General features: G+C 46.4%; 12 protein-coding genes. 8 read left to right on the top strand and 4 right to left on the bottom strand.

Features of this window, described 5'->3' with window-relative positions:
* The first annotated feature begins 37 nt into the window (after nt 1–37).
* The gene (locus CWI81_RS09760) at nt 38–1,498 is read left to right on the top strand and encodes a RimK family protein (protein WP_126785137.1); all 1,461 of its coding nucleotides are present in this window, start codon (nt 38–40) and stop codon (nt 1,496–1,498) included.
* Nucleotides 1,488–1,955 (top strand): GNAT family N-acetyltransferase, encoded by a 468-nt coding sequence (locus CWI81_RS09755; protein WP_126785136.1) that lies wholly within the window; start codon nt 1,488–1,490, stop codon nt 1,953–1,955. Before CWI81_RS09760 ends, CWI81_RS09755 begins: the two co-directional genes overlap by 11 nt.
* Here the strand turns inward: CWI81_RS09755 and glpQ are convergent.
* On the bottom strand, nt 1,930–2,955 hold the full coding sequence (gene glpQ, locus CWI81_RS09750; RefSeq protein ID WP_241970415.1) for a glycerophosphodiester phosphodiesterase: 1,026 nt from the start codon (nt 2,953–2,955) through the stop codon (nt 1,930–1,932). The genes CWI81_RS09755 and glpQ overlap by 26 nt on opposite strands.
* A 13-nt stretch (nt 2,956–2,968) precedes the next feature.
* Nucleotides 2,969–4,021 (bottom strand): cysteine synthase A, encoded by a 1,053-nt coding sequence (locus CWI81_RS09745; RefSeq protein WP_126785135.1) that lies wholly within the window; start codon nt 4,019–4,021, stop codon nt 2,969–2,971.
* Between the two features lie 236 nt (nt 4,022–4,257).
* On the opposite strand from CWI81_RS09745, the gene CWI81_RS09740 reads away from it, so the two are divergent.
* The 3 genes from CWI81_RS09740 (at nt 4,258) to cfa (ending at nt 6,987) form a co-directional block, all read left to right on the top strand.
* Nucleotides 4,258–4,596 (top strand): P-II family nitrogen regulator, encoded by a 339-nt coding sequence (locus tag CWI81_RS09740; protein WP_126785134.1) that lies wholly within the window; start codon nt 4,258–4,260, stop codon nt 4,594–4,596.
* A 13-nt stretch (nt 4,597–4,609) separates the two neighbouring features.
* On the top strand, nt 4,610–5,785 hold the full coding sequence (locus CWI81_RS09735) for an ammonium transporter family protein (protein ID WP_126785133.1): 1,176 nt from the start codon (nt 4,610–4,612) through the stop codon (nt 5,783–5,785).
* A gap of 86 nt (nt 5,786–5,871) precedes the next feature.
* Nucleotides 5,872–6,987 carry a cyclopropane fatty acyl phospholipid synthase gene (gene cfa, locus CWI81_RS09730; RefSeq protein ID WP_126785132.1) on the top strand — a complete coding sequence of 372 codons (1,116 nt, stop codon included), beginning with the start codon at nt 5,872–5,874 and terminating at the stop codon, nt 6,985–6,987.
* 1 nt (nt 6,988) lies between these two features.
* On the opposite strand, the gene CWI81_RS09725 is transcribed toward cfa, so the two are convergent.
* Complete coding sequence (locus tag CWI81_RS09725; protein ID WP_126785131.1) at nt 6,989–8,032, bottom strand: AI-2E family transporter; 1,044 nt, start codon at nt 8,030–8,032, stop codon at nt 6,989–6,991.
* A 109-nt stretch (nt 8,033–8,141) separates the two neighbouring features.
* Here CWI81_RS09725 and CWI81_RS09720 point away from each other — a divergent pair, with 109 nt between their 5' ends.
* The 3 genes from CWI81_RS09720 to CWI81_RS09710 are packed head-to-tail and all read left to right on the top strand — an operon-like array spanning nt 8,142 to nt 12,395.
* The gene (locus CWI81_RS09720) at nt 8,142–9,830 is read left to right on the top strand and encodes an EAL domain-containing protein (RefSeq protein ID WP_126785130.1); all 1,689 of its coding nucleotides are present in this window, start codon (nt 8,142–8,144) and stop codon (nt 9,828–9,830) included.
* Nucleotides 9,827–12,040: a bifunctional diguanylate cyclase/phosphodiesterase gene (locus CWI81_RS09715; RefSeq protein WP_198678671.1), complete on the top strand. Its 2,214-nt coding sequence runs from the start codon at nt 9,827–9,829 to the stop codon at nt 12,038–12,040. Before CWI81_RS09720 ends, CWI81_RS09715 begins: the two co-directional genes overlap by 4 nt.
* Before the next feature lie 58 nt (nt 12,041–12,098).
* Complete coding sequence (locus tag CWI81_RS09710; RefSeq protein ID WP_126785128.1) at nt 12,099–12,395, top strand: ArsR/SmtB family transcription factor; 297 nt, start codon at nt 12,099–12,101, stop codon at nt 12,393–12,395.
* Between the two features lie 151 nt (nt 12,396–12,546).
* On the opposite strand, the gene CWI81_RS09700 is transcribed toward CWI81_RS09710, so the two are convergent.
* On the bottom strand, nt 12,547–13,125 hold the full coding sequence (locus CWI81_RS09700) for a gamma-glutamylcyclotransferase (RefSeq protein WP_126785126.1): 579 nt from the start codon (nt 13,123–13,125) through the stop codon (nt 12,547–12,549).
* Nucleotides 13,126–13,250 lie beyond the last annotated feature (125 nt).

Below are 13,250 nucleotides of genomic sequence, written 5' to 3'. Positions count from 1 at the left end.
TCTGATAAGTATTCCACGCAAATGACATTTTTTCTCTATGCAACAGCATGTGCACGTTGTCGTAAACGACATGGCGGCCTGGCAGCCTTACTACCCCAGCCAGACTCTGGTTACTGCTAATGATTATTTAAACTCTGGTAGCGACGGTGATCGTCATCACATTGTTAATCTGTGCCACGATTTAAGTTATCTTTCCACCGGTTACTACGTCAGTCTGTTGGCGGAAGCCCGCGGTCAGCGTGTATTGCCATCGGTTACCACCATTAATGATTTAAATAACTTTAAGCATTATCAGTTGCTTACTAATGTATTAGATAAGCCATCAAGTCGGTATCTAGATCACTATACCGACTCTTCACTAGAATTGGTGATTTGTTTTGGACAAAGCTCCATCGATGAGTTTAGTGGGTTTGCGCGCCAATTATTTGAGCGCTATCCCTGTCCAATTATTCGGGTCAGCCTGCGTTGGGACGGCCGTTGGTATATTGACTCGTTAGCGGCTGGCTCGCTTAATCAATTAACCGACGATGAACAAACCGTGTTTGGTAATGCGCTGGATCAGTTTAATAAGAAAGTTTGGCGAAAAGGGCGGACTAAAAAGGAGTATCGCTATGATTTAGCCATTCTTTATAATCCGAACGAAGCTATTCCCACTAGCGATAAGAAAGCGCTGCAACAATTTATCAAAGCCGCCAAAGAAGCTGATATCGAAGCCGAGTTAATTACTGCTGACGATTTTAATCGATTGCTGGAGTTCGATGCTCTGTTTATTCGAGAAACCACGCGGATTAGTCACTACACCTATCATTTTGCAAAAAAGGCCGAGGCTAACGGCTTAGTCGTTATTGACCACCCCGAATCCATTGTTAAGTGCGCGAATAAAGTATTTCTAAAAGAGTTGCTTGAGAAACACAATGTCGGCATGCCAAAAAGCGAGTTGTTATTCGCTGACAACACGACTGACTATCAACAACTAGGCCAACAACTCGGTTATCCGGTGGTGTTGAAAATTCCTGATGGTTCTTTTTCTATCGGTGTCGAAAAAGCCGATAATGCCGAGCAATTTAAAGCCGTTGCTGAGCAGCTGTTTAAACAGTCAACCATACTGCTCGCGCAAGAATTTTTAAAAACAGACTATGACTGGCGTATTGGTGTACTCAATAATCGCCCGATTTATGCCTGCCAGTACTTTATGGCTCGTAACCATTGGCAGATATACAACCATAAAGAGTCATCAGCTAAAGGCAAAAGTGGTTCATTTACCACACTGGGTGTCCATCAGGCGCCAAAAGACGTGGTCAAAATTGCACTGCAGGCAACCCGCCTGATCGGTGACGGTCTATACGGAGTTGACGTGAAAGTCACCGACCAGGGGCCAGTGATCATCGAAATTAATGACAACCCGTCGATAGAGTGGGGCGTGGAAGATCTGCATCTGGGTTACGAGCTCTACCGACTAATTATGGCAGACTTTGGACGTCGATTGGATGAGCAGTAGTTTAAAAGTTCGTTTGGCCGAACGGCAGGATCTTGAGGACTTAACCGAATTAGAACAGCGAACTTTTGATTACAGCCGCATCAGCCGCCGCAATTTCCTGCGGCTAATACAGTCTCCTTCGGTACATTTTTGGGTAGTTACTGAAAGCACCAAAGTTATCGCTTATGCTATTGCCTTAACTCGCAAAAATAGCCGCTACTGGCGGATTTATTCGATTGCCGTGGATGCTCAGCACCGCGGCCGAGGTATTGCTCGCGCACTGCTCGAACATATCATTACAGAAGCGAAAAAAGGCCACCTTAGTGGCCTTACACTAGAGGTTAAATCGGACAATATTACTGCGATAAAGCTCTATCAACTTTATCATTTTGAAACCATCGACGTTTTACCTAACTATTACGATGACGGTACCGATGGCTTTAAAATGCGCCTCACTTTTTATCAGGGAAGTCACTGAAGGCGCCAGCCACACCAGCACTCTTTAACCAGCTGCGTAACTGTTTATGAGACTCTACGCCCTCCGGTAAGTCATCAGCACGCAGGGTGTAGACAAACACTTCGATATTGCAACGCTGTGCATTATCCAACACTTCTCCCCACTGTGGCTTTCCGTCTTTTACCCCGACTAGCACATGCTGTAACCATAGCCCGACACTATCCGCGTATGACGACAGCGACTCCATTCCGGCGTACGTGCGCAATGAATCATAATCGACATCACTCTCATTCCAGCTATTATCAGCGATCAACTGCACCAGCGGGTAGTCAATATGAAATTCACGTTTTAACCGGCGCAAGGTCTCAGGATCAAAAGACTGCAGATAGATAGGTGTAGGTAATGCCCCGTCCTGATAGCCATGTTGTTCGATAACCTTAACCACCGCAGCCGTTGGATCGTAGTCCTGGTGTTGGTACCAGCGTGGGGCTTTTACTTCGATATAAACACCCGTTGCAGTGTTGCGCACATGATTAAGCTCTTTAATAAGAGTTAACGTTTCTGCCAATGTTTGTACTCTAAACGGAACCGCTTGCGCTGAGAACCGTTTTGGATAGCGCAACTCGCCTTCTTTATTCTTCCGCGGTGTTAGCGTCAGCTGTTTTAGATGATTAAGCGTAAAGTCAACAACATAGTATTTGCCGTCGGGCCTGTGGCGTTTCGGGAATACCTCGGCGACATTAGAAATGTTATCTAAATAGATGTCGTGCAATACGACCGGCACCCCGTCCCGACTGAGCTGGATATCTTGCTCAATATAGTCAGCTCCCAGTGCATGAGCCATTACTGTGCTGGCACGAGTGTGTTCCGGTAAATAGCCGGATGCACCGCGGTGAGCCACATCAATAAAGGTGGGTACTTCAATCGCTTTTAGGTTCTCCACCGCCGTCGAACTCTGCCCGCTCACCGCCCCGGAACAGATTAGCCCTGCTGCCATCAGTGTACACTTTACCACCCGCATACTGTTGTCTCCGTTAATCGCCTCGCCAGGACGTTTTTATCACTTTTTCGCCCAACTGACGATACCGTTCAAGCAGTTGATCAATCGGCTCAGGTTCTGGCGACAACTCTTTACCCTTCAAGTATGACTCGTTATACAGCTTGCTGGCGGAACGCTCCCCCAGGTCACAAGCAAAAGTCACAATCCGTTGACCGGGCCCTTTTTGCGCAGCGGCAGCGACCGCGCCAGCTACATTAAGAGCCGAGCTACTACCCAATACAATACCGTCATGTTCACGCACATAACGGGATAACGTGACTAAATCCTGATCGGGTAAATTAACCGCATGATCAATTTTTGCCTGTTTAAAATTGTCGACCAAACGCATAATACCAATGCCCTCAGTCATAGAGCTACCGTGCGACACATACTCGCCAGCTTTTAAAAACTCAAAAATGCCTGACCCGTCAGGATCTGCTAGCCAGACATCGATAGCTTGATCTTGTTCTTTAAAGTACTTTGAGGCGCCACCTATCGTGCCACCCGTGCCGGCAACTGAAACAAAAGTATCAATTTTGCCGCCCATTTGCTGCCATATCTCCGGTCCTGTATGCAGATAATGAGCTCGGGCATTGCTGGTGTTTTCAAACTGATTCGCCCACCAGCAGTCAGAGCGCTGTTCAGCATAGCGACGAGCGGTATGGTAAAAATGGTTTTCGTTTTTAAAAGGCACCGGATCGACGGTCATTAGTTCGCCACCATGCAACGCAATCATCCGTTCTTTTTCCGGCGCCTGATCGTTGGGCATAACCGCCAACATTTTTAGCCCGTAGGATTTTGCGACTAACGAAAGCCCGATGCCAGTGTTACCTGCGGTACCTTCTACTACGGTCATGCCAGGTTCTAATTCACCGCGCGCGAAAGCATCTTCGATCAGTTGCTTCGCTGCGCGATCTTTAATGGAGCCGCCAGGATTTTGGAACTCACACTTCAAAAAAATTTCTGAGCCGGTTAACCGCGAAAGTGATGGAATAAGCACCATATCGGTCTGACCTATCAAATCACTCATTCTTTGCCCAGTAATCATTGGCTTCCCCTGTTTAACTGAATTAGGTCGCCCTAGTATCTCGTCACTCTGTAATAGGTGCAACTGACTTCGCGGCATAAGTTATAAGCACTGATTAGGTGCAGCTGCACCATAAGCGCACAAATTTTATACAAAAAACCGAGGTAAAAATAAATTTATACCGTTATTTCAGTTAGTTATTTATTGGCACACATCTTGTTATAGCTATTACCAATATCTTCACAGGAGTAACAATAATGAAAATGGTGATAGCCCTGATAAAACCTTTCAAACTTGATGACGTGCGGCGTTCCTTAGCCGAAATCGGCTGTGCCGGGATGACCGTTTCCGAAGTACGCGGTTTTGGTCGACAAAAAGGTCACACCGAGCTGTATCGAGGTGCCGAGTATAAAGTCGACTTTTTACCCAAGATTAGAATTGAGTTAGCAGTTGCTGATGACATGCTCGAAAGAGTGTTGGAAACAATTACCGACAACGCCCACACCGGCAATATCGGCGATGGCAAAGTATTTGTCTGGGAGCTCGCTCATTGCATTCGTATCCGTACCGGAGAAACCAACCAACAAGCCCTTTAAGGAGTAAAATGTCATGTCTGACGAAACTATTTTAGCGTATGCATTAGATACCTTCTATTTACTGATCTCCGGGGCGCTGGTTATGTGGATGGCTGCCGGATTTGCCATGTTAGAAGCTGGCCTGGTCCGCAGTAAAAACACCACCGAAATTTTGACTAAAAATATCGCTTTGTATGCGATTGCTTGTCTTTGTTATCTGTTGATTGGCTATTACCTGATGTATGGCAGCGGCGGCGCTGAACACTACGCCGATGCGGCTGACTTTTTCTTTCAAAGTGTTTTTGTGGCCACTGCGTTATCCATTGTGTCCGGTGCCGTTGCAGAACGCATGAAGTTAATTAGTTTTTTATTATTTAGCGTGGTTTTATCCGCCGTTATTTACCCAATTCAAGGTCAATGGAGCTGGGGTGGTGGTTTTCTCAGTGACTGGGGATTTATCGACTTTGCAGGTTCCGGGGTTGTTCATCTAGCCGGTGCGGCCGCGGCACTCGCAGGCGTTTTGCTACTTGGGCCACGGCATGGAAAGTATAAAAATGGCAAAGCACAGGCAATTCCCGGCGCCAATATGCCACTGGCGACGTTAGGCACCTTTGTCCTATGGTTTGGCTGGTTTGGATTTAACGGTGGCTCGCAGCTAAAACTGAGCTCGGTGGAGGACGCAGAAGCTATTGCTAACGTTTTCGTTAATACCAATATCGCCGCCGCAGCCGGCACCATTGGCGCACTAATCATTTCTAAAGTACTGTCGAAAAAAGCAGATTTAACCATGATTTTAAATGGTGCATTAGCCGGATTAGTTGCTATTACCGCTGAACCAGCGTCACCAACGCATTTATTAGCCACCACTATCGGTCTGTGCGCCGGCGTATTGGTGGTATTGTCGATACTAGCTATTGACCGAATTAAAATTGATGACCCTGTCGGCGCCCTATCCGTGCATGGTGTTTGCGGTTGCTTTGGCTTACTGGTTGTGCCAATGAGCGTTTCCGATGCCTCGCTATTAACCCAGTTAACCAGTCTTGCCGTTATTTTTGGCTGGATGTTCGTCACCAGTTTTATCGTCTGGTGGTTGCTCAAAGTGAGCATTGGTATCCGCGTCACGAAAGAACAAGAATACCAGGGCGGAGACGCGGTCGACTGCGGCGTCGAGGCCTACCCTGAATTTGTCCGGGGATCCGGCGCTGGCTAATAGTACATAGTTTGCGCACATTGCCTAGAAATCTGCTTCCTGTTAGGTTATTAGAATAATAATAACTGCTAACTATTGGTGCACTCATGGCAACGTCAAAAGCGTATGTAGAGGAGCTGCTGTCCCGAGCCGATATCCGCCTTAATGGTGATCGCGCCTGGGACATGCAGGTTCATGATGACAGTGTATTTGATCAGGCACTATCGCGAGGCAATTTAGGGCTTGGCGAGGCTTATATGGCAGGTCTTTGGGACTCGCCTGCTCTGGATCAATTTTTCCACCGATTATTGCGTTCTGGTATACAAAACGAAGTTAATCCGGCACGGCTTATCTTTCATTCCCTCAAAGCCCGCATGTTTAACCTACAGGACAGCAAGCGCGCCTGGGAGGTCGGTCAACACCATTATGATATTGGCAATGAATTATACCAGCGCATGCTTGATGAACGTATGGTATATACCTGCGGCTACTGGCGCGATGCTAACGATTTAAACCAAGCACAACGCGACAAGCTAGAACTGAGCTGTCAAAAGCTCGGTTTAAAGCCCGGTATGCGAATACTCGATATTGGCTGCGGCTGGGGCAGCTTTATGCAATATGCCGCCGAGAACTACGATGTCGAGTGTGTCGGCGTTACTATCTCGAAAGAACAAGTGGCGATGGGCAAAGAGCGTTGTAAGGGTCTTCCGGTCGAATTTCGGCTGCAAGACTATCGAGAACTCGATGAGAAGTTTGATCGAATAATTAGCTTGGGTATGTTTGAGCATGTCGGTCAGAAAAACTACGACGACTATATGGATGTTGCCCGTCGTTGCCTGAAAGACAATGGTTTATTCCTGTTACATACCATCGGCAAAAATGTCACAGACACAGCTGCCGACCCGTGGATCAGTCGTTATATTTTCCCCAATGGCGAAGTTCCCTCGATTCCGCAAATTGGTCAATCTCTAGAGGAACGTTTTGTCTGCGAAGATATGCATAACTTCGGCGCCGATTACGATAAAACACTAATGGCCTGGTTCGCCAATTTCGACGAAGCCTGGCCAGAATTAAAGTCGCAATTCGACACTCAGTTTTATCGTATGTGGAAGTACTACCTACTCTCTTGTGCAGGCGCTTTCCGCGCTCGCGACATTCAACTCTGGCAGTGGGTGTTATCGCGCGAAGGTATTGAAGGCGGTTACCAACGCCCCTTTATGTGATTTACTCAACGTTAAATTCACGCATAAAGATAGCCCAGAACGCCATAAACAGGGCCGCTACCAGCGGCCCTATTACAAACCCCGTAATCCCAAATAACGCCAATCCACCAAGCGTGGAAAAGAGCACAACATAGTCCGGCAGTTTGGTGTCTCGCCCTACCAATAACGGCCGTAATATATTATCTGCCAAACCAATAACAACCGCACCATAGATAATTAATGTGGTTCCTTGCCATAAGCTTCCTGTTGCCAACAAGTAGACGGCTACCGGTAGCCACACAATACCTGCGCCGACAGCCGGAATCAGCGATAGAAACGCCATTACCACACCCCACAGCAATGCACCTGGTATGCCCAAAATGGCAAATATAATACCGCCCAAAGCACCTTGCACTATCGCCACCACGATATTGCCCTTAACGGTGGCCCGGGTAACCTCGGCAAATTTACCAAACAGTTCTCTTTCTCTTTGGTCGCCCAGAGGTAATGCTCGCACCAATAAATTGACCAGCAAATGACCGTCTCTGAGCAAGAAAAATGTCAGATAGATCATTAACGCGACACTAATCACAAAGCTAAAGGTGTTTTGACCGACGGCTAAAGCTTGTTGTGCCAAAGTGCGGCTTGCCGTTACCGCAAATTCCGACAGTTTGCTGCGCAAATTTTCGGTTTCAATGCCAAAGCGCTCCAGCAACTCTGGAATAAATGGGAATGCCGTTTCGATTCTCTCTAAAAATTGTCCAGGCCTTATTTCACCGGAATCGACCCTTTGATAGAACAAAACCCCTTCCTGCACAAAAGAATAAGCAATGCCAAGTACTGGAATAACCACAATGACAACTGCTATTAACAGGGTCAACAACGCCGTTCGGTTCGGCTTGTCCCCTAACAAACTCTGCAGTTTGCGTTGCAACGGATAAAAAATAACGGCTACCGCACAGGCCCAAAAAATTGACATCCAAAAGGGCTTTAAAACCAACGCAAAAGCGACACTTACGGCCAGCAGCATGACGATAAAGGAGCGCGTTTCTAATTTATCTTTCATTAATGTTCCTTTAGAAGGTATCTTTTTATGCTAAATGCTTGACATCAGACAACTTTATTCACAATCTTGAAACAATACAGAGCAACACTTACCAATACAAGCGGAGCCTATGGCAGCGCCCGATGATCCATACAGTTTTGCGGCATGGTGCCGTGAAAGTCTAGTTGACTTTACCAAGCTAAACGCCGAAAAGCAGGTGTTTATTGGCTTTTTGTTGGCGATTTTCATCGCCGCTATGGTTAGGGTTATAGAAGTTACCGGCGGAATCCCAAGTGTTTATGAGCACCTGATTTATCTACCGCTATTCTTTTCTGGTCTACTTCTTGGACCACGTATTGGTGCTTTAGGCGGCTTTGTCTGCGGTTTGGCGCTCAGCCCGCTATCTTTCTCCAGCCAGTTAATTGCTGAAAACGAGATAGCCGTTGGCTGGTTAATCAGGTTGTTGATACTAATTTTGGTGCCGACGATTGCCGGACTGATTACTAACTCCGTTCGCGAGTTAGTCGCGCTTGAGAAAAAAGCAAAACACACCTATCACGGTACCGAGTTACCTAATATTGAAGCCTTAAAAGAGCAGTTACGCACTATTGGCGAGGAAGAAGACAGTAGTACCGACGATCTGGTCGATATATTTAACTTTAAACTGCAGAACCTGGAGCGTATTCAACACCAAATAGGTACCGAACGAACCGAAAAATTAATGCGGCAGTTGGCTGAAAAATTACGCAAAGCCATCGGTGACTCAGCTCACATCGGCCAGACATCACAGAATGAATTAGTCGGGGTTAGTACCGACGCAAAGCAATCGCATAAAGAATTAGAGAAAAAAATCAGCAGCTTATTAGAGCGCCCAATCGTTATAGATGGGGTTCCTTATCAGCTTGATAGTGCAACGGGAGTGCTACGAGTTAAGAAAGGCGCACTAAAAGAACAGGAAGATCAAATCGTCGAACAGGCTCAACAACATGCCTTTGAAGCTCGCGAGAAGAAACAAAACTTCGCCTTCCTGGAACCTGACGATGCAATCGCTAATCTTGCAGAAGCCAGCTTTTCACGACAGTTAACCGAAGCGCTCGAACGCAACGATATAAAGCTTTATTATCAACCAAGGTTAAATGCAAACAGTGGCTATTTTTCCGTTCTAGAAGGCATCGTCAAATGGACGGACCCCAAACGGGGAGATATGGATCCGGATGAGTTCAGACCGCTAATCGAAGAGGCCGACTTAACCAAGCAGTTTACTTCGTGGATGGTTAAAAAAGCCTTTGAGGATATTAAAAACTGGCACCAAAATAACTTTGTCGTAAGAGTATCGCTTCACATCACTTTAAATGACGTTATTGAACCTAGCGTATTGAATGCAGTTGCGCACGAGCTACATGAGAGTAAATTCCCACCCCGCAACTTTAGTTTGGAAGTTTCCGAAAGATCATTGATGCGGATATCGGATAAAGCAAAACGTTATCTGGAAAAATTACGTAGTATTGGTGTAAACATAATTGCCGACCATTTTGGTGACGGTGCTGCAACTATACAGTCGTTGTTTGTACTGCCCGTTGATGCCGTTAAATTATCTGAGGAGCTGGTGAAAAAAGCAACTTCCAACAGTGACAAAAAACGGGCTTTGACCTCTATGGTTAAAATGGCACGCTCCCGTGGCCTCAAGACCATTGCTACCGGAATAGATGATCGCAGCAAACTCTTACTGTTGAAACAGATTGGTTGCGAAGAGCTGCAGGGATCAATTTTAAGTAAGCCACAACCTAAAGATGATATTCCATGGGCAAGAATACGATGAGTACAAACACTAAAGGTCGCAAACGCTGGTATCAAAAAGCCGATGTTCGCAGCGTTGCTTTGTATGTCCTGTTGTTAGTGTTAATGGAAATAGTCTTACTTATTTCTACAGGCTTTTTTCAACTGTCCGAAGACACTAGGCGAGTACTGGAAACGGTTCAACCCTGGATCGTCATTGCTGCGTCCGGGATCTTCTTATTCTTTTACTCTCGCTTTTGGATAAAGCAATACAAAAAGCCCACGGATCTGCTGAACGACTACCTGGAAAGCAGCCCAACCATTCACTACGAACTGCGCAAAGACGGTAAAAATTATCAAGTTCATTGGGCCAGCCGAAACGCAGAACAAATTTTAGGTTATAGCTTAGACGAAATTACAGCGACGAACTGGTGGTTTGATAACTTACACCCGGAAGACCGTTCTTCGGTGGTCAAAAAGGCACTGCGGGCAGTGGATGAACCCGAATTTGTGCAAGAGTATCGATTTCGCCATAAACAGGGGCATTACATCTGGGTGCGCGACGAGATCCGCCAGGTCGACTCCTCGGGAAACCGGCTTAAAGGCTCCTGGGTCAACATCTCCAGCGATTTTAATTTTGCTCAGGATAATGGGCTCGACGTCAAAGGCGCCGCTGTCACTATCGGTCTGGCAGATATTGATAAAGCCCACAAAATCGTTACCCTCGATAGCACGTTTGCCAAAATCGTCGGGCTAGCTACTGAGCAAGCCACTGGATTGCAGCTGGAAGACTTGTTAACCCGAACTGACCACTCCCCGCAACAGACCAAGTTCCCTCTCGACACCAGTATTAAAGTCGTTGGCCGTCGGCCGGATCAGTCACGGTTTGTAGCTTACCTTAGTTTAAAGCGCTCTCACGACGCTCAAGATCAGTTGATTGCCTGTTTGACTGATTTAACAGAACTAAATCAGCAAAGACAGTCTTTATACAAAGTCGCGTTCTTTGATGAGCTGACCGGGCTGCCTAACCTGAACAGTCTGCGTAAAGACTTTCACTCTCTACTCGACCAACTACCCGACGACCGTCTGGCAGCCGTATTATCATTGAATGTTGACGACTTCCATCGGATTAATGACTCTTTCGGTTATCATGTGGGTGACAAAACCATTCAACGTATTGCCAAGCGTTTGAAAGAAGCTTTACCGTTCGGTAATAAACTGTACGCGGCCGGCGGCGATGAGTTTGTCATTCTGATCAACAACATTACCGAGTATATTGACGTACAAACCATTACTGAAAATATACTCGATGTTTTTAAACACAAATTTATTATCGATGCCCACGCTCAGTTCAGCTTATCCTGCAGCGCCGGTGCCAGTATTTACCCATTAGACGGCTACGACGGTGAACGCTTACTTGCGCAGGCCAACTCAGCGATGAATAACGCGAAATATACCCACGCAAAAGAACTGGTACTGTTTCAGCAGGATATAGCACAAGCCTCCATTCAACATCTACAACTTGAGGCGGATATTCCAGAGGCAATGAACAAACGCCAGCTCGAATTATTTTATCAGCCTATTCTTAACTTTAATAAAGAGATCATCGGTGCCGAAGCGCTGTTGCGCTGGAATCATCCAGAACACGGTTTATTGAGTCCACATCAGTTTTTGCAGGATGCTGACAAGGCAGGTCAATTAGACACTATTGGTGTTTGGGCACTAGAAAGTGTTGCCCAACAAGTAAAACGCTGGCGTGCTAATGACCACGACGTTAAATGTGTCTGTATTAATGCATCGACCTCACAGCTCACCTATAGCTTTATCGAAAAGCTCGATCAGCTATGCGAGGAGGACCCGTCGCTGAATGACATCCTGGAAATTGAAATTACCGAATCGGTATTAAATGAGCCTGAATCTAGTGTGGTCGGAATCCTTGAACGCATAGCAGCACTCGGTGTTAAAATTACTATTGATGACTTTGGTACCGGTTTTGCGAGCCTCAGTTTTTTAAACGACTACCCTATTCACAAAATAAAAATTGACCGCAGTTTTGTCGACGAAATAACGCTCAACAACAAAACCAGACGCATGGTGGAATCGATCGTTAAACTGGCAGCAGAAATCGGCGTTGAAGTACAAGCTGAGGGAATTGAGACAGAAGCTCAGTTTGAACTATTAGCCGAAACCGGCTGTCACAGTTGGCAGGGAAACCTGATTCATCCAGCAAAACCAGTTAATGAGCTATTCTAGCTAGTATCTATTTTGTTATCATTAACGATTATTATTCCAATAAAGAGAAGACAATAGTATGAACCCTGAAGTAATGAGGGCCTCTTCAGCTCAAGCAGCCCGCGTGATGCAGCTACTTTCACACCCTGACCGACTGCTGATATTGTGTTTACTGAGTCAAGGCGAGTTTTCTGTGGGCGAGATTGAGCAGCGGCTGGATTTACATCAACCGATGCTATCGCAACATTTAAACCGATTGCGCCAGCAGCAGCTTGTTACAACCCGGCGCGCCGGCAAGTACATTCACTATCAACTAGCAGACGCTAAGACAGAAGAAATTCTAAAGCTTCTGTATTCGCTCTACTGTAAGCAATAATAACGGAGTGCTATGACCGACAACAACAGCAACAACGAATCGCGCCAGACGGTATATCAAATATCAAGCAACCGCGGTCACTCTCGCCATAAACTGAGATACGTCGAGGCATCTGCCCCGGCCGCTGATGATTGTCGCTTATGTGTTGGCTCTATTGCCGACTCTCCGGAAGCAAAGTCAGCAAATGCTGACGAATACCCTCCACGTGAGGATCAGTAACACCCAACTGCTCTAACCCCTCGGCTAGTTTTAAAAGGTACTCTGAGTTTTTGCCACTAGGCCCTTCCGACTGGGCAATGTGTTTTGCTATCTCGGCATCTGTCGCTGGCCCCATAAAAGCCGCATTATCTTCGGTCGCGATATAGACCAATCCTTGTTGTTTATCACCATCACTAAATGTCATTGGCGTAAAAAAGCGCAGGTAGCCATTCTTTTCCCTATGATCCAAGTGCTCGAATACATCGGGACTAACTCGATATGCCATGCCGGTACAAATCTCACCAGGCGTTTCTATTAAAGTGAGTACCCGCCCTGGCTTTTCCGGAGTGCCACGATGATCATGTGAGCCCTGCCAAAAACGCCGGCTCCAGCCCTCGATATAAGCGGGTTGACACTGCAAATACGGAAAATCGACTTTATAAATTAATGACCCATAACCGAATAACCAGACAGAATCGTGCTGACTTAAGTCCTGACGTTGTTTATTGATTGCGGTGGTATCGTGCGGCACAGCTAGCAGTCCCCTACGTTACGGCAGAAAACACTAGCCTAACCTAAAATACGTTCAATGTTTACCGTTGACACCGGGCCAGCGGCATAGCAATCTTATTCGATAAATTAAATAAGACTAATGGC

Origin of the sequence: Idiomarina seosinensis, assembly GCF_003987275.1 — a bacterium.
GTDB lineage: Bacteria > Pseudomonadota > Gammaproteobacteria > Enterobacterales > Alteromonadaceae > Idiomarina > Idiomarina seosinensis.
Note: the sequence above shows the minus strand (reverse complement) of the source record. Positions and strands in the feature narration are given on the sequence as shown.